Annotated in this window: 13 protein-coding genes and 1 tRNA gene; 4 read left to right on the top strand and 10 right to left on the bottom strand. The window is 40.7% G+C overall.

The genetic code is table 11. The features are described 5' to 3' along the window. Positions 1 to 2: 2 nt before the first annotated feature. The gene (locus HLH16_RS03145) at positions 3 to 1,412 is read right to left on the bottom strand and encodes a hypothetical protein (protein WP_171528213.1); all 1,410 of its coding nucleotides are present in this window, start codon (positions 1,410 to 1,412) and stop codon (positions 3 to 5) included. Between the two features lie 1,506 nt (positions 1,413 to 2,918). Here HLH16_RS03145 and HLH16_RS03140 point away from each other — a divergent pair. After that, a complete protein-coding gene (locus HLH16_RS03140; RefSeq protein WP_131290763.1) occupies positions 2,919 to 3,146 on the top strand; it encodes a hypothetical protein in 228 nt (75 codons plus the stop codon). A 138-nt stretch (positions 3,147 to 3,284) separates the two neighbouring features. Further along, a tRNA-Thr gene (locus HLH16_RS03135) sits at positions 3,285 to 3,360 on the top strand. A gap of 85 nt (positions 3,361 to 3,445) precedes the next feature. On the opposite strand, the gene HLH16_RS03130 is transcribed toward HLH16_RS03135, so the two are convergent. The 7 genes from HLH16_RS03130 to HLH16_RS03100 form a co-directional block, all read right to left on the bottom strand. After that, the gene (locus tag HLH16_RS03130) at positions 3,446 to 4,264 is read right to left on the bottom strand and encodes an SAM-dependent methyltransferase (RefSeq protein ID WP_171528212.1); all 819 of its coding nucleotides are present in this window, start codon (positions 4,262 to 4,264) and stop codon (positions 3,446 to 3,448) included. 3 nt (positions 4,265 to 4,267) lie between these two features. After that, positions 4,268 to 5,566 (bottom strand): FAD-dependent oxidoreductase, encoded by a 1,299-nt coding sequence (locus HLH16_RS03125; protein ID WP_214646603.1) that lies wholly within the window; start codon positions 5,564 to 5,566, stop codon positions 4,268 to 4,270. 427 nt (positions 5,567 to 5,993) lie between these two features. Further along, a complete protein-coding gene (locus HLH16_RS03120; RefSeq protein ID WP_171528211.1) occupies positions 5,994 to 6,881 on the bottom strand; it encodes a pirin family protein in 888 nt (295 codons plus the stop codon). Between the two features lie 443 nt (positions 6,882 to 7,324). Beyond that, positions 7,325 to 7,888: an alkyl hydroperoxide reductase subunit C gene (ahpC, locus tag HLH16_RS03115; RefSeq protein ID WP_171528210.1), complete on the bottom strand. Its 564-nt coding sequence runs from the start codon at positions 7,886 to 7,888 to the stop codon at positions 7,325 to 7,327. Positions 7,889 to 8,103: 215 nt separating this feature from the next. Next, complete coding sequence (gene ssb / locus HLH16_RS03110; RefSeq protein ID WP_171528209.1) at positions 8,104 to 8,700, bottom strand: single-stranded DNA-binding protein; 597 nt, start codon at positions 8,698 to 8,700, stop codon at positions 8,104 to 8,106. A 51-nt stretch (positions 8,701 to 8,751) separates the two neighbouring features. Beyond that, positions 8,752 to 10,116 carry an MFS transporter gene (locus HLH16_RS03105; RefSeq protein WP_171528208.1) on the bottom strand — a complete coding sequence of 455 codons (1,365 nt, stop codon included), beginning with the start codon at positions 10,114 to 10,116 and terminating at the stop codon, positions 8,752 to 8,754. Between the two features lie 148 nt (positions 10,117 to 10,264). Continuing rightward, the gene (locus tag HLH16_RS03100; protein WP_171528207.1) at positions 10,265 to 11,350 is read right to left on the bottom strand and encodes a DUF475 domain-containing protein; all 1,086 of its coding nucleotides are present in this window, start codon (positions 11,348 to 11,350) and stop codon (positions 10,265 to 10,267) included. A gap of 238 nt (positions 11,351 to 11,588) precedes the next feature. Between HLH16_RS03100 and tenA the strand changes: the two genes are divergently transcribed. After that, positions 11,589 to 12,260: a thiaminase II gene (gene tenA, locus HLH16_RS03095; RefSeq protein ID WP_171528206.1), complete on the top strand. Its 672-nt coding sequence runs from the start codon at positions 11,589 to 11,591 to the stop codon at positions 12,258 to 12,260. 404 nt (positions 12,261 to 12,664) lie between these two features. On the opposite strand, the gene HLH16_RS03090 is transcribed toward tenA, so the two are convergent. Together HLH16_RS03090 and HLH16_RS03085 are read right to left on the bottom strand one after the other, a co-directional pair. Next, a complete protein-coding gene (locus HLH16_RS03090; RefSeq protein WP_171528205.1) occupies positions 12,665 to 13,006 on the bottom strand; it encodes a GlpM family protein in 342 nt (113 codons plus the stop codon). A 57-nt stretch (positions 13,007 to 13,063) separates the two neighbouring features. Beyond that, the gene (locus HLH16_RS03085; RefSeq protein WP_171528204.1) at positions 13,064 to 13,417 is read right to left on the bottom strand and encodes a DUF1304 domain-containing protein; all 354 of its coding nucleotides are present in this window, start codon (positions 13,415 to 13,417) and stop codon (positions 13,064 to 13,066) included. A 259-nt stretch (positions 13,418 to 13,676) separates the two neighbouring features. Here HLH16_RS03085 and uvrA point away from each other — a divergent pair, with 259 nt between their 5' ends. Then, positions 13,677 to 16,508, top strand: a complete 2,832-nt coding sequence (gene uvrA / locus HLH16_RS03080; RefSeq protein WP_171528203.1) for an excinuclease ABC subunit UvrA — start codon at positions 13,677 to 13,679, stop codon at positions 16,506 to 16,508. Positions 16,509 to 16,675: the final 167 nt, after the last annotated feature.

Below are 16,675 nucleotides of genomic sequence, written 5' to 3'. Positions count from 1 at the left end.
ACCTATTCGAAAAGGATTGATGATAACGATGGTCGACCACCAGTGTTATTCGTTGGAGACCCACCGCCATTTTGACTTGGTTTATTTATTCCAGGTCTAGCAATGCCATAGTTGTCGTAAATAGTATTAATGTTCCCATTAAGTGTATTTATCGTGTTGCGCTGGATTCCTGCTAGTGTATTTAATGCCTGCATAGCCGCATTATTGTCACGAGGTGGGTTTGCTGTAATAGTTGCAACAGCACGTTGAGCATCACCCTCAGTTTGAGTGCCTTTAGCCATCATAAGCACATCATTAGCAGCTTGATTCAGCGCAGCCTGGAATTTATCAATAGCTAAATCATTTGGTGTTGATAAGCCTAATGCCATGCGCCCCTTTGCTGCTACAATATTGGATGCACTTAAATCTAACTTCCCACCCTTCAGGTCGTTCACTAGGTCGCCAATCTTGGTGTAGCTCTGACGTGCTTGTGATAGTTGTGTGTTAGCCTCATTTACCTGTTTTAGAGCATTATCACTGAGTTTTGGAACACCATTAGCTTTACTTGTTGCTGATAATGGTTTTCCATCTTGATCAACATACGGAATGCCTTTGCCATCCCCTAAATCAATGTAGGTAACCCCGCCAATGGTTTCTAATTTTGCTCCATTTTTAAGGGCAGCCTGCCCCTCGGTATAAAGTGGTGAAACTTTGCTTTTTTTAAACTCAAGTTCATCTTGGTTAGACTGGAACTGCTTGTCAGTGCCGTAAATGCTCGCCTGAGTAGTCCGGATATTGTTTTTGGCGGATGTGTTGTTATCCAAAACGTTGTCAGCAGTAGTGAGTGAGTATTTCGGATCCTGCAGGCTTTTAAACCGACCAAACGCATATTGTTGCTGCGTCTTGGCGTCCTTACCTTCCAGATCAGTTAATGCCGCCAATTCAACCTGGTAACTTTCTGGACTGATTGCACCGTTGTTTTTCATATTTTCCAGCTGTGCTTTTGCTACAGAAGAGCCACCGGTTAAATACGCGCTCCAGATGGTGCCGGTATTGTTTTGGCGTGTAATACCTGTTTCGGTTTTTAGCTTTCCAGTCTTAGCATCAATCTCACCAGACTCAGCACCTAGCTTTCCAGTTTCAGCATAAGTTTTGCCAAGCTTTGCATTAAATTCTAGCTGGTCATTTGCTGCTTTTGCTGCCGCTGCTCGATCGGCTATGAGTTGAGTATTTAACTTATTCGCAAACAGTGAATTATTTGCAAATGCTTGCTGGTCTTCCGGGTTGGTAAGTTGGCGCATTTTCCGCAGCTTGGTTTCATAACCAATCTGGCCAATATTCCCGATTAGATTTTGCAGCTGCTCCATATTACGCTGCTGGATAGCCAATCCCTGTGCAGTGCCATCCGTAATAATTCTCGGATCAAGTGCCATACATAACCTCATGCTGTATCTATAGGGCTATAGAGATGGCCTAATAACGCTTAGTAAAATCCCAAATCTTCACCCTAACTAGGTGGAAAAAAATCATTAAAAAACACTTCTAAATTGGTTATTATTTTACCACGTAAAACAAGTAAATTAACTCTAATTTTCAATAATTTATGTAAGTTTTTACGTACAAATTAGACATGATTTTTATACGTTTTTATACTGATATTTTCATCAGAAAATAGGGTTCTAATTTCAAGTTTTATCAGGTTCAAAGGTTAAGTTTTGTTAGGTTCAAATACTTACTATCACTTACTTTCAAATAACAGGTTTTGACAGGTTTTTTATACTGGAAAAATTGTCAGGTTTTGTCAGGTTCATATTTCTATTTTTTGGATGGATAACAAAATTATGACCGTATACCCCATGTCCGTACTTTTGATCATTTTATATACGTGGACTATGTTACTACATCAAAAAAATGCTGTTACCACATCAAAACTTGTATATCTGTTTTCCTGTTACCACATCAAAACGATATGCCTTATGCGATGTTTTGGTCAAATAAAAAATATAACTTCATGTCGATATTCTTAGCGAGTTATCTCAGTCGGATTGATCAGGTATAAATAATTATTGAGAGCGTAAATCGTGGCATAAGACCATGTAAATTTAAGGCATTAAAAAGGCCCACTATTGTGAGCCTTTCTTTTGCGTCATATCTTCATTCAATTTTTCTTTAACCCATCCACTAAAATCATTGAGCTTATTGGCATGAGTCAATAGATCGGCATCGTGTGGATTCTCAGTATTAAAGCTAACTAACTTTTGTTTGCGCTTTTTCTCATAGCGAGTTTTGGGGTATCTGAAACTATACCGATACCCAAAATATGGGTATCCATATCAACTGGAGCAATGAGTTTCGGAACAACTACGCGCAAGGGAGAAGATAGAGGATTGGATTCTAAATCTGGCCTTACCCGGTACAATAAAATGGAGCAGCAACTCACATGCTTATTCTTTATATTTTTTTAAGCTAAAAACTCAATTCTATATTCAAAAATACCCAAATCGAGAGATAAGGAATCGAATTGACGATACGCGTACCAACATCACAACTTTTTCCACTTGTCGGTATATTTGTCGGTATATTTAAAAATACCAAAATTTATTATTATTTATTTCAGTAAGTTATGTTTTTATTACGACTTCCTCTCTCACCGCCAGAATTTGAAAAAGACCTAAATCGAACGATTTAGGTCTTTTTTATTGCTTATAAAATCGCTTAAAATCCTATTCGGTTCATTTATTTTCAAAATTTTTATGCATGACTATAAATAATTTTTTAATCTTCTTATTTAAAATTTCGAATCAAGCAATGATAAAATAACAATTAAAAAAATTATCATAAAGCTGCAATATTCTGCTGATAATAATCGTATTACAGCACCTTCAATCAAATCATAAAAGCATATTCAACATATAAAAAACTTCTATTCGGGAGTAAGCATGAATACCAGCCATAATTATGTAAAACAGATCAAAAATGCGAAACGTGGGGGTTATACCCCAACCATTGCCAAAGATATTAATAAACATAAAGTTCAGAAAGCCATACGTTTAATTGAACAATGGAGAAAGCTCGCAGATGAACTCAAGCCACAAATGCAAATCGACATGGCCTTAACATTAGAAGAATGTGCTGAAGATTTATATCAAATTTTAAGGAATAAATAACACTGCTAAAATTGAAAGATTGTTTTACGTCGATACATTTTTTTGATTCTTCAAAATATCAAAAAATATGAATGCAATTCAATCGCTCATTTTTTGGCTTGCGTTTTTAACAAAATTCGCTATTATTCATCCCACGTTGCCGGCATAGCTCAGTTGGTAGAGCAACTGACTTGTAATCAGTAGGTCCACAGTTCGAATCCGTGTGCCGGCACCATTTTATACTTAGCCTCGCTTTTTAGTGAGGCTTTGTTGTTTCTGGGCTTTGGCTTTTCAAAGACTAGCTAAAATGTCAGTGCTTATTATTTTTTCGCGCTGATTTGCACATACTTGACCCAACCATCTGCATAAAGCTTGGCACATAATTTTGCTGTCATACGAATTTTAAATGCATCCAAATCTGTAGTCTGCTGGGGTAATTGCTGAAAGTATTTTGCAAAACCCTGTAAAACTTCTTCAGATAAATCATGGATTTCAATCTCCTCAAAATCATAGCTCTGCAAAGTTTGCTTCAAGACTGATGCCGTCATTAAATTATTTAAATTCACATCCGCAGCTTTTAACAACCACTGATACTTTTTCTTTTGGAATGAATTTAAATTCAGCCATTGATCAGACAATATTAAATAATGAAAACCCAATCTGCCCTTTGAATTTAAAACACTCCCGACTGAATCGAGAAATGAATTCAAATTAGAGTGATAGGCAGCATCGATACAGAGCACCACATCAAAGCCAGATTTGAACTGAATCTGTTTTAAATTTAAAAAAGAGTGTGGGTGAATCGCAGTAATTTGAGGAAAATGGTTTTGAATTTGAATCACACAGCTGGATTGTAATTCCACAGCTTCAATGTGTTGAACATGATAATGCTGCTGCCAATGAAGCAGACTTGCGCCCTGCCCACAGCCTAAATCGAGCAATCTGTCTTTTGAATTTAAATGGACTGCTTGCGCCAACTGATCTGCCAATTGACGACAAGCATCGGGATAGGACGATGTTGCATCATCCCAATAGCCCAAATTACTCCAAGCGAGTTCAGCATCGTCCCCTAACTGTTTTGCGTTAATCGCATACTTATGTTGTGAAAACTGCTGCTGAATCGTTTGAAGCCATTTCATGTATTAGTAGCCGAGTTGTGGGGCAACCTCAACTTTAGGTTTTAATCCCATAAACGGCAATGGGGCATTAAGAATTTCCGCAATATGAATTGCTGAAGTCACTGCCGATTCTAAAAGTGGCAAACCATCGCAAGACCAAGAACCACAATAGAACACTTTACGGTTGAGATCTTTATGGCGTTGTTGCAGCTCTTTATTTAAAGCCACTGTTTGTGAGTCAACCACAGCACGAGTTAAGGTAACGCTAGAAATGATTTTTTTAGGATCAATTTCAGTCACCGGCTGCCAGGTCTGGAATACCGGATTTTTACCGACCAGACTTGGCTCAACCGAATTCAACCATACCGTGAATTGTTGACGGGTAAATTTACGATCCATCATATAACTGAGTACCGCCCAGTCTTTACGCTTGGGTGGCATCACGGTTTGATCTGTGTGAATCACCAATTGACCCTGTTCAAATTTGAATTTCTTTAACAGCTCAATATCATCTGCAAATTGTTCATTATTTAAAAAGGTTTCAATTTTATTGGTCGGTGTCGCTACAATGACACGGTCAAAAATGCGTTGCTCACCTAACGCATTTTCAACTAAGACACCATTTTCTTGTTCTTTGACCTGGGTAATGGCAGAGCTATTATGAATTTCAATGCCTTCAATCAGCTTGTCTACCAACGCCGGCGTGCCACCTTGGAGACGCAGCAAAGCATCGCCATCAGTTAATTGACGCAAGAATGTCAATAAAGGTTTTGCTGGCCATTCGCCAATGGTTTTCGGGTTACAGGTACAAATGGTATAGAGCACCGGCATCACTGCGCCATGCCAGAATACTTCTTCAATATCATTATTATTTATAAATTCAGCCAAGGTAATATCTTGATTCTTTGATTTGAAGAATCGAGTGATGGCCGCTTTCAGTTGCAGCATGCCTTTGACCAAGCGCCAACCGTATTGCTGAAGCCCTTTACGGTTGTTAATAATCGGAAAGTTACCAATACGACTACGCGTGGTGGTCAGCCATGTTTCAGTGCGGTCTTCAAACAACCAGCTGCATGCCATATAGGTACGCACCGGGAAAGTGGGGATACCCAAATATGTCGCCAAACTGAGGGTGTTTTTCCACAAATGAGGATTCATTACACGCAAGGGCGCATCAATTAAACCGCCTTCAAATTCAATGCTATGGCTATCCATACCACGTCCAGGCAAGGCTTCAAAAATAGTTATACTATGCCCTGCATCTTTAAGAATTCTGGCGGCAGCTAGCCCAGCCATGCCACTACCAATAACTGCAATATCCAAAATTATTATCCGTCAGTTACACATAAGATTATTGAAATTATGAACCAAGCGAGATTAAAAAGCGGTATTAAAATCTTCCAGAATATGTTTTTTTAACAAAAGTCATCATGATGGAGATCCGAAATATTTTTACATTTATTTACATAGAAAAAATCCAAAATAAATACAAGGAAATATTAAAATTTTTCCAAATATATTAAAAAAACCTTTTAAAAAGCATATATATATTAACCAATATTATAACGATCGTTTTACAAAAGCACAAAATATCACTATGATGCATCACATAATAATTTGACCACCAGATCCACTGTTAACCCCCTATAACTATGCAAATGCTGTAAAAACAACAAAATTTATTTCGCAAAAAGCCCCTAAATATTTTAGGGGCTTCTTTATTTCTTGAATGAGCAATGAATGGCCAAAATTAACTGGCAACCGGGATCTCACCAAACTTACCGTTATTAAAATCATTAAAGGCTTGCACGATTTCATCTTTGGTATTCATCACAAATGGACCATAGCCCTGAATGGGCTCATTCAAAGGTTGACCAGTGAGTACCAGGAATTTGCTGTCTTTAATCGCTTGCAGTTGAATATCGGCTTCACCATCTTGAGCAAATAGGACAATGGAACTGTCTTGAACATGCTGTGTTCCATTCAACTGCATTTCACCGGATAGCACCACAACCAGTACATTGTGATCGACAGGTACATGAATGTGATGCACATGTTCTGCTTTCAACTCACCATCCCATACATTTACAGGACTATAAGTAGAGGCAGGGCCTGAATGTTCTGCATGCTCGTCTATATAGCGACCTGCAATCACGCGGAGATGGCCTGCACCATTTTCAAGTTCAATAACCGGAATTTCTTGTGCTTCAATGGCCTGATATTTAGGTGCCGTCATCTTGTCTGCCGCAGGCAAGTTGACCCAAAGCTGCACCATTTCAAACAAGCCGCCATTCTTGGCGAATTCTTCAGAGTGAAACTCTTCATGCACCAAACCTGCTCCTGCAGTCATCCACTGCACATCGCCAGTTTTAATCTGACCGCCGCCGCCTGCTGAATCTTTGTGAGTAACCCCACCTTGATAGGCCAGCGTCACCGTTTCAAAACCACGATGAGGATGTGAACCGACCCCATGCTGCTGCGTAGTGGGGCTAAAATGATACGGTGCTGCATAGTCCAAGAGTAAAAATGGACTAATCGCCTGCCCTAAACGATCATAAGAAAACAGGTTTTTAACCGGAAAGCCATCACCCACCCAATGCATGTTCTGGTTACGGTAAACGCCAATAATTTTTTTCATTTCAAAGCTCCTATCACTAGGAAATAATATGGATTTATCTTAAAACTTTTAAAGTAGCCAGCCTAGCGCATGAGCAATATACAGCGTCCCAAGCATAGGATAATCTGCTGACTATTTTAAAATGATAAAAATCTGCATAAATGGCTTTTAATCTGCATCATCTTTTTCCAATCGTGAAACCAGCTATTCACTCCATTCAGTCTAATCCTATTGAGCGAAGTGTCGTTGAAGCTGTATTACCCTAAAAAAGTCTAAGTTGCTTTAAGCAGTCAATAAGAAACCCCTCTAAAAAATAAAGTCATGCAGAAATCATTCATTAAAGATGAAGACCAAAAAATTGAGCGGCAAATAGCCTGGCAATCCAGTTTTATTTATTAAATTCAACCTATAAAAAATCCAGGAGCAACGTCCTGGATTTTTTGGGAGAGTATTTTAACTTAAGATTAAATTTTACCAATCAAGTCGATTGAAGGTGCAAGTGTTGCATCACCTTCTTTCCATTTTGCCGGGCAAACTTCACCCGGGTGTGCATGAACATATTGCGCTGCTTTAACTTTACGTAGAAGCTCTTGTGCATCACGACCAATACCACCGGCATTGATTTCAACAATCTGAATTTTACCTTCTGGGTCAATCACAAAAGTACCACGGTCAGCCAAACCTTCAGACTCAATCAGAACTTCAAAGTTTTTCGCCAAAGTCCAGGTTGGATCGCCAATCATTGTATATTGGATTTTCTTGATTTCGTCTGAGCTGTCATGCCAAGCTTTATGGGTAAAGTGGGTATCTGTAGATACTGAATAAATCTCAACGCCCATTTTTTGGAATTCAGCATAGTTATCTGCCAAATCACCGAGTTCTGTTGGACAAACAAAAGTGAAGTCTGCAGGATAGAAGAACACCACTGACCATTTACCGATCATGTCTTTTTCAGACACTTGAATGAATTCACCATTTTTATAAGCTGTTGCGTTGAATGGTTTTACTTCAGTATTGATTAAACTCATGAGATATTTCCTCTAGCTCGTTTCTGGGATTGCTTATCTTGTGAAGCTAGAATACAAAAGTTTCCAAAATAGGTAAAACCGTACTTTTTTATAAAAACAATCGAATTACACGATTAATAATTCCTGTTCATTTTGTAAAAGTGATTGGTTTAGACAATAAAAAACCCTTTGTTGTTACAAAGGGTTTTGGATGACGATTTGCCGTTTTAATTCAGTTAAAATGGTAGATCATCATCTAAATCAGCAGGTGCAGCGACAGGTGCTGCAGGTGCAGATTGCGGTGCTTTCGGCTGGAAAGCAGACGGGTTATTGTTGGCATAACCACCTTGCTGGTTGTTATTAAAACCACCACCTTGATTATTGCCATAACCGCCTTGGTTGTTATTATTGTTGTTATAACCGCCGCCCTGATTGTTGTTGAAACGTGGTTGGTTATAACCCGCGTTGTCACCACCCGCAGCTTGTTCACCTTGCTGACGGTTGCTATCTAGCATTTGCATTTGTTCACCACGAATTTCTGTGGTGTAGCGTTCCTGACCGCTTTGGTCTGTCCACTGACGCGTACGCAATGAACCTTCGATATAAACTTTTGAACCTTTGCGTAGATATTGCTGTGCAATTTCACCTAAGCGGTTATGCAACACAATACGATGCCATTCAGTTTGCTCTTTACGCTCACCGGTATTTTTATCAGTCCACGAATCGCTGGTTGCAATTGAAAACTGAGTAAGAGAACCACCATTCGGAAAAGTTTTGGTTTCAGGATCTTTACCTAAAGTTCCGACTAAAATTACTTTATTAACACCACGCATCAGACGTACACTTCCTATTTATTTCTGTATTTTACTTTATAAGAGTTATGCTTAAATGGCTACCTCTTTACCCAACAACTGCGTTAAATCTTGTCGCGCAGCTTCATCTATAAGCTGTTTATCAATTTTAACATAAGCAAATTGCTGATCAGACATCACCACAACCTCTTCAATACCACGAATCGCCAAAAGTTGAGAAGTCCACTCATCCGTTTGTTTTGTCTCGGGCAAGGCCAATACCAGCGATGAAAGATAACGCGGTTGAGCCAGGCCAAAGCTGATCAATAACCAGACTACAGCGATCCCTGCCAAGATACTCCAACCCATCGAAGTATTATTTAGTAACAAGAGTTGACCGCCAATCATGCCGCCAAAAAATGCCCCTAAAAACTGGCTGCTGGCATTCACACCCATGGCCGTCGCTTTGGACTGAATCGGGGCAGATTTGGACAACCACGAAGGCAATAAGGCTTCCATCACGTTAAAGGCAATAAAGAAGCATCCTAAACCTGCCAGTAAGATATATTTTGATTCATAGCCAAAAATCAGCACCAGTAAACCCAGAATAATCCCACCAATCGCAGTCAGGAAAATGCCGCGCATTTTACGATATTTTTCCGCCAAAATAATGCTTGGAAAAGCAAAAAACAGGCTAATGATCAGTAATGGCAAATACACCAAACCATGACTGGCCAATGGAATATCAGCAAACTGAATCAACTGTGATGGCATATAAATAAACATCGCAGTCAACAATAAATGCAGCGCAAATACCGAAACATGCAGGCGGTTTAAATCGCCCATTTTCAGTACCTGTTTCAATTGTGCGAGATAACCTTGCTGATAGTTTTTATGATGACGGGTCACTTTAGGAACCAGCAGCAACATCGAAATTGCCGCCAAACCCATCAGCGTCGTCACCCAGAACAGTCCGGAAATACCCACCAGACTGGTGAGCCAAGGTCCAAGACTGAAAGCCACCATAAAGGATACGCCAATACTCATCCCCATTACCGCCATGGCTTTGCTGCGCTGCTCTTCACGGGTGACATCGGCTAACAATGCCATCACCACGGCAGAAACCGCGCCACCACCGGCAATCGCACGACCAATGATCACGCCATAAATGGTTTCGGACATCGCGGCAATTGCACCACCTAGCGCAAACAACAATAAGCCTAAAACCACCAAAGGCTTACGGCTAAAACGGTCAGCCAGCAAGCTAAAGGGGATTTGTAAAATCGCTTGGGTTAAACCATATACGCCTACCGCCAAACCAATCAGCGCAGGTGTTGCCCCTTGATATGACTGCCCTGCCACAGAAAACACAGGAATAATCATGAACAAGCCCAACATACGCAGGGCAAAAATACTGCTTAAGGCAAAGGTTGAACGGCGTTCTAAAGCATTCATCATATCAATAAGCTTAGGTTTATAAGTTTAATTTCGATGGCCTATCCTACAACATTCATGTTATGGATGTTGATTTATTCAAAGATCAGCCATCATAAAAAAGGGCGCATTTTCATGCGCCCCTATTGTAACCGTTTTTCTTAAAAAACCATTAACCGATCCGTTCTTGACGCTTACTATATTGAATGGATGCAATGACTGCCCAAACAATAAATGCCACGCCAATCAAACCAGTCACGACTTCTGGTACATGTAGACCAGTACCGCTCGCCAGCATAATGAATGCCAAAGCACCAATGGCATAGTGCGCGCCATGTTCAAGGAAAACATAAGCATCTAATGTGCCTTTTTCAACCAGATAAATGGTCATTGAACGCACGAACATTGCACCAATCGCAAGACCCAGCATAATGATGACCACATCCGAAGTAATCGCAAAAGCACCGATGACACCATCAAAACTGAATGATGCATCAAGTACTTCAAGGTAAATAAAACCACCAAAACCGGCTTTAATCACACCTGTAGATGCCCCACTGGCATCATGTGCCACAGCATTACCCTGTTCATCAATTTCAGGTTCACCGCCTAACAAGTGACTCAGTACTTGAACCCCAATGTAAATGACAATCCCCCAGATTCCTGCCATGGTCACGGCTAAACGTGCAGTTTCCTCTACATTTGCTGCCATGATCAGCAAGCCAACCAGTGAAAGGAATACTGACATTGCAGGTACGTTGGCTAGATTAGACAAACGTGCCTCAAGCCATCTAAACCAGTGGGTATCTTTTTCGCTATCCAGGAAGAAATTCAAGAACACGAGCAATAAGAATGAGCCACCAAATGCTGCAATTTCAGCATGATGTGCCATCAGTTTTTCTGAATAACTAATCGGATCATTGATCGCCATTTTCACGACTTCAAGCATGCCCATGTCCGCAGTGACTGCAACAATCACAATCGGGAACACCAAACGCATGCCAAATACAGCAATAACAATACCGACGGTTAAGAAAATCATTTTCCAGAAATGATCCCAACCGCGCAGTACCGAGGCATTCACCACGGCATTATCGAAAGAAAGTGATACTTCCATGACGGCCAGAATGGCAGTAATGGTTAACGCCGTGAACATGGTCTTTAAACCTGCTTCCGGGCCATGCGTAAAGCCCCAATATGCAGATATAGCCAGACACACGATCGTAAAAATGATTGAGAAACCAAAATGTTTCATCATGATAGATCGACCTATGAACAAATATGTATAGAGAATAAATTCGGTAAAACTTAAAAATAGAAGCTTAAGATTTTATGTGCACAATTATGACGGCTTTTTGATATTAATCCAAAATTCTTCGTATGATTTTTTTTTGAAGATAAATACACTATTTATGCAGCTTGATATCTTAGCGCGAAAACTCTTGTTATAGTCCCGCTTCTGTAAATTCTTCTTTTATTCTCGACAGGATGATGACATGAGCTTTTCTCAAGATGTATGGCAGCGAAATCTGGCTTTATATCAAAAAACTTTAGCCCTGCCATTTAACCAAGAACTTGCACAAGGTACTTTGAGCAAAGACGTTTTTAGTCATTATGTGATTCAAGATGCGCATTATTTACTGGCTTATGGTCGATCACTTGCAGTCTGTGCCGCCAAAGCCTTCGAAGCCGATGACGTGATTCAGTTTGCTGATGCTGCCAGAATTGCCATTGTGGTTGAACGCAGCCTGCATGATGGCTTTATGCAAGAATTTGATATCACCAAAAAAGAATTTGAATCCACTCCTTTAACCTTGGCTTGTCATCATTACACTTCATTTTTAACCGCGACGGCTTGGTCTGAAAGCTATCCGGTGGTCTTGGCTTCTTTACTGCCATGTTTCTGGATTTATGCAGAAGTGGGTAAAGATATTGTTGATAATTCAATACCGAATAATCCGTACCAAGCTTGGGTCGATACCTATGCAGGTGAAGAATTCAATGAGGCTGTACGTAATGTGATTGCCACGGTTGATAAAGTTGCTGCACGTTGTGATGCCGATACGCTTGAGAAAATGCATCACGCTTATACTCAAGCTGCGAAACTAGAATGGCTGTTCTGGGATAGTGCCTATGATCAACGCCAGTGGTTAGGTTTGGATGAATAGACTTTTTTCATAAATCATTTTTCAATCACTATAAGTCGTTCTTAAAGTCAAAATTAAAAATAGATTTTAGCGAGTCATGAGTGTGGCATGGATGCCACACGTTTCCCATACACGACAAGGATGTCGTGTATGGGAAAAAAAAGGTTTTTGTCTACTTTTGACCTTTCAAAAGTAGAGCTAATGCCTACGCAAAGGTATAGAAATTGAATCAATTAAATGAGGCAGTGCTGATTTTAAAGAACCTAATATTGAACTTTTTTTGACTTATACAAATTATCTAATAATCAATCATAAGAAATACGTTGTTCGTTTATATTTTTAATAAGTGAAAATCCGTCACAAAGATTATTTAAGCCTTCCCTTAAACTCCTTTCATAAAGCATAGGTGGGGAGAAATTTGTTTTTTACTGCTGAAACATCTGCCATCCATAAATCAGCCCTGCCGCAGCCACAATCCAGCATAGCGTCGCTATACCCAGGCACGACCACATCGACATCTTGGTTGCCAGCACATACACCATCAACAGATAAATAAAATATGGAATAAGCGACCATAAACCGAATAATGCAGTTTTACGCAAAGCTTCTGCCCCCTGCTGTTGCGACACAATCACATGTGCAATCAAGGCAAAAGTCGGAAATAAAGGAACCAATCCTGCAATATAAAAAGCTTTACTCTTGGAAAGGAGAGAAATAATTAAAACAACGGCTGCCCCTAAACTGCATTTTAAAAATAAAGACAACATATTCACAGATCCAGCAGGCAAACGTTTTGAGAAATGAATTCTAGCCAATCCTTATAGTTAGAATACATTCATCACAATCAAGGCAATCAATGCCGGTATAGCCTGAATATAAATAATCTTTTTACTGGCGGTGATGCCACCATAAATTCCGGCAACCAAAACACAGCCTAAAAAGAAGTTGGCCAGTGCTGTGGCATAAGCTTCTGGTGCAAACAGCGACCAAATTAATCCGGCTGCTAGAAAACCATTATATAAGCCCTGATTTTGCGCTAAAACTTTGGTCAATTTTGCCTTTTCTGCATTATTGCCAAAGGCTTTCATTCCAACAGGTTTATCCCACAGGAACATTTCAAGAACCAAGAAATAAACATGCAGTAATGCAATCAGTGTGATTAAAATTTTGGCAATCATTGTTTTCATTTCCCTTTTTATTTTCATGCTATTGTGCGGTGATTTTGCTTTTTTAGCGACACCCTCTGCAACACGATTCACATTAAAAGTAGCTTATTCAGGCTTGTGACTATTCCGAAAGCTCGCTACAGTCTTATAAAATTTAACTCAACTGATTCAGCCGACATAATATGTCGTTAAAAAACGATTTTATTCAGCTTGAACAAAATTAAATCGCTATCATATATAACCTTCAATTTGCACATTACCGAGATGTTTTATGAGCCAAAGTCATATCCGTATTCGAGGCGCACGTACCCATAACTTAAAAAATGTGTCACTCGATATTCCACGCGACAAATTCGTGGTCATTACGGGACTCTCAGGCTCAGGTAAATCTTCCTTAGCTTTTGACACTTTATATGCTGAAGGTCAGCGCCGTTATGTGGAATCGCTTTCTGCCTATGCACGCCAGTTCCTTTCGCAAATGGAAAAGCCAGAAGTCGATTCTATTGAAGGCTTAAGCCCTGCTATTGCAATTGAACAGAAATCAACCAGCCACAACCCACGTTCAACTGTGGGAACAATCACGGAAATTTACGACTATTTACGCCTTTTATATGCACGTGTCGGAACACCGTATTGTCCTGAACATGACCTGCCGATGGTGGCACAAACTGTTTCAGAAATGGTCGATGCAGTTAAAAACTTAGAAGAAGGCACCGCTTTAATGCTGCTTGCGCCTGTGGTGCGTGAACGTAAAGGCGAATACACCAACCTGTTTGAGCAATTGCAAAGCCAAGGTTTTGTCCGTGCCCGTGTGGATGGTGAAATTGTCGAAATTGATACCCCACCTGAACTGGATAAAAAGAAAAAACACACCATTGAAGTAGTCGTGGATCGCTTTAAAGTCCGTGATGATTTGGGCAATCGTATTGCGGAATCTTTTGAAACTGCACTGCGCCTAGGCGGTGACATCGCGATTTTATCGTGGATGAAAGGCGAACAGGCGGATCGTGTGTTCTCGGCAAAGCATTCTTGCCCTGAATGTGACCGTGCCGTTGCCGAACTTGAACCACGGTTGTTCTCCTTCAACAATCCATTTGGTGCCTGTCCAGTCTGTGATGGTTTAGGTACCCGCAGTCATTTTAGTGCAGACAAACTGATTCCAAACAATGAAGTTTCAATCAGCCAAGGTGCCATTCGTGGTTGGGACAGACAACGTCCGTATTACTACAGCATGATTGAAAAAGTCGCAGCACATTTCGGCTTTTCTTTGGATACACCTTGGAATGAACTGGATGTCGACACCAAAAAGAAATTCCTCTACGGAACCGGCAAAGACAAAGTTGATTTAAGTTATATCGATGAGCGTGGTCGTCAGCATAAACGTGTGCAACCTTTTGAAGGCATTCTGCCGCATCTGGAACGTCGCTATCGTGAAACCGAATCTAATTATGTCCGTGATGATTTAGCGCAATATTTATCCAATGCTGCATGTGATGCCTGTGGCGGTTCACGTCTGAATGAAATTTCACGTAACGTCCGGGTCAAAGACAAAACCATCGCGCAGATTACCAAAATGTCGATTGGCGATGCTGAAGCTTATTATCAAGACTTACAGCTTGAAGGTGCCAAAGGCGAAATTGCCGACAAGATTTTTAAAGAAATCCGTGAACGTCTGCACTTCCTGGTTTCTGTCGGCTTGAACTATTTAAGTCTTTCACGTTCTGCCGAAACCTTGTCGGGTGGTGAAGCACAGCGTATCCGTTTAGCCTCGCAAATTGGTGCCGGCTTGATGGGTGTGATGTATGTCCTCGATGAACCGTCGATTGGTTTGCATCAGCGTGATAATGACCGTCTGCTTGAAACTCTGGTTCGCCTGCGTGACTTGGGTAATACCGTACTTGTAGTCGAACATGATGAAGATGCAATTCGTGCTGCGGATCATATTATTGACATTGGTCCGGGTGCCGGTGTACACGGGGGTCATATTATTGCCGAAGGTACTTATGACGAAATTCTGGCGAATCCTGAATCGCTTACCGGACAATATTTATCAGGCAAGTTAAAAATTGAAGTACCAAAAGTTCGCACTCAACCACCAAAACCTGAAGAAAAAATCAAGTTGATGGGTGCTGCTGGTCATAACTTGCAGAATGTTGATTTAACCATTCCTTTAGGCATTATGACTTGTGTGACGGGGGTTTCAGGTTCTGGTAAATCCACGCTGATTAACCGTACCCTTTTACCGCTTGCAGCAACACAATTGAATGGTGCAACCACTTTAACCGCTGAAAAATTCGATTCGATTGATGGTCTGCAATTCCTCGATAAAGTCGTGGATATTGACCAAAGCCCGATTGGACGTACTCCACGTTCCAACCCTGCAACCTATACAGGTTTGTTCACCCCGATTCGTGAATTGTTTGCGCAAACGCCTGAAGCTAAAGCACGTGGTTATGCTGCGGGTCGTTTCTCGTTTAACGTGAAAGGTGGACGTTGTGAAGCCTGCGAAGGCGACGGTATGATTAAAGTAGCGATGCACTTCTTACCAGATATGTACGTACCATGTGATGCCTGTCATGGCGATCGTTATAACCGTGAAACGCTAGAAGTCGGTTATAAAGGTAAAAACATTTCCGATGTTTTAGGCATGACTGTTGAAGATGCGATGCATTTCTTCGAAGCCATTCCCGTGATTCACCGCCGTCTAGAAACTTTAACTCAAGTCGGTTTGGGTTATATCCGTTTAGGTCAATCTGCGACCACCCTTTCTGGTGGTGAAGCACAACGGGTGAAACTGGCACGTGAGCTTGCAAAACGAGATACGGGTAAAACCTTATATATCCTAGATGAACCGACCACCGGTCTGCATTTTCATGACATCGCCAAGCTGTTAGACATTCTGCATCAGCTCCGCGATAAGGGTAATACCATTGTGGTGATTGAGCATAATCTGGATGTGATTAAAACTGCAGACTGGGTGATTGATCTGGGTCCTGAAGGTGGTGCCGGTGGCGGTATGATTATTGCGGAAGGTACGCCTGAACAGGTAGTGAAATCTAAAGTTTCACATACGGCGAAGTTCTTAAAACCTTTATTGAAATAAAAAATCTCCCCCCAGCCCCCTCTTTGTAAAAGAGGGGGAAATTCCCCACTGCTGTCCCACAATTTTTCATAAAAGGAGGCTCAATTGAGCTTCCTTTTGTTTTATCGGTATTTTATCGGGCATGAATAAAGCTTTTAAGGTTTTTCTCTCAAACAGATTTACTTGGA

The organism is Acinetobacter sp. ANC 5378 (genome assembly GCF_013004315.1).
In the GTDB taxonomy this organism is placed as follows: domain Bacteria; phylum Pseudomonadota; class Gammaproteobacteria; order Pseudomonadales; family Moraxellaceae; genus Acinetobacter.
Note: the sequence above shows the minus strand (reverse complement) of the source record. Positions and strands in the feature narration are given on the sequence as shown.